This window comes from Embleya sp. NPDC127516 (assembly GCF_044765325.1).
GTDB lineage: Bacteria > Actinomycetota > Actinomycetes > Streptomycetales > Streptomycetaceae > Embleya.
This window is the reverse complement of the sequence record NZ_JBIWJT010000105.1, coordinates 1-1,207: the sequence shown is the minus strand read 5'-3', so window position 1 is coordinate 1,207 and position 1,207 is coordinate 1. Positions and strand designations below refer to the sequence as shown.

At 71.1% G+C, this 1,207-nt stretch carries 1 protein-coding gene; it reads right to left on the bottom strand.

Annotated features, from left to right (window positions below):
- On the bottom strand, positions 1 to 1,196 hold a 1,196-nt coding region (locus tag ACIRL2_RS51410), incomplete at its 3' end, for an ROK family protein (RefSeq protein ID WP_402242733.1).
- Positions 1,197 to 1,207 lie beyond the last annotated feature (11 nt).

Here is a 1,207-nt window from a genome sequence, read left to right as displayed (position 1 = left end):
GAGGTGAGGTCGTTGAGGAAGCCTTCGAGGGCGAAGGTGGCCGTGCCGAGGCACACCGCGTTGTCCGGGAGTTCGGACAGGCTCAGGGTGACCGCGGCGAAGGGTTGCTCGAGGGCGTAGTGCGCGGCGGCGTCGCGTGTGGCGGTCAGCAGTGGTTCGCCGAGGCGGTCGGCGACCCAGTCGCCGAGCACGATCCTGGCCGGGTTGAGCATGTTGATCAGGGTGGCGACCGATGCGCCGAGGTGGCGGCCGGTGTCCTCGACGACCCGCAGCGCCGTGGGGTCGTGTCGGCGGGCCGCGTCGGCGACGGCCTCGATCGCGGCGATCTGGTCGTCGATGGTGAGGATCGGGTTGTGCGGGTCGATCTCGCGCAGGGTCCGCAGGATGCCGGGGGCGCCGACGTATGCCTCCACGCATCCGCGGGCGCCGCATCGGCAGGTCCGTCCGTCCATCACCAGGATGATGTGGCCCCATTCGCCGGCGCTGTTGGTGGCGCCGCGGTAGAGCGTTCCGTCGATGGCGACGCCGACGCCGACGCCGGTGCGCAGGGTGACGACGGCGAGGTCGTCGACGTCGCGTCCGGCGCCGAACCACAGTTCGGCCACGGTGCTGGCCTTGAGCGGGTTGTCCACGTAGAGGGGGAAGTCGAGTCGTTCGGCGAGGAGGGCCTTCATGGGGACGTCGCGCCAGTGTCCGTAGACGGCGAGGACGGAGACGCCGCCCTCGCGTTCGACCAGTCCGGGCAGGCTGACCCCGATGCCCAGGACCCGGTCGGGATCCACGTCCGGGGTCGTCAGGAGGTCGTCCACGCCCAGCGCGATGTGTTCGACCACGTCGCCCGGGGAGCTGCCCCGCGGGTCCATCCGTCGCTCGACGGCGCGCAGCACGTTCATCGCGAGGTCGTACAGTTCGAGACGGACGAAGTCCTCGGAGACGTCGACGCCGACCAGCAGGCCGCGCTCGGCGTTGACCGCCAGGCGTGCCCGGGGGCGGCCGCCGCCGGAGTCCTCCCGCCCGACCTCGACCAGGACGCCGACGTCGAGGAGCTCGCCGGTCAGGTTGGCGACCGTGGCCGTGGACAGTCCGGTCGCGGTCGCGATCTGTTGCCGGCTCACGTGCTCGCCGGCCGCGTAGGTGCTCTGCAACACCTCGAACCTGTTGTGCCGGCGGATGTCCCGTGCCGTTCGCTTGAGCATGAAACTCCTCG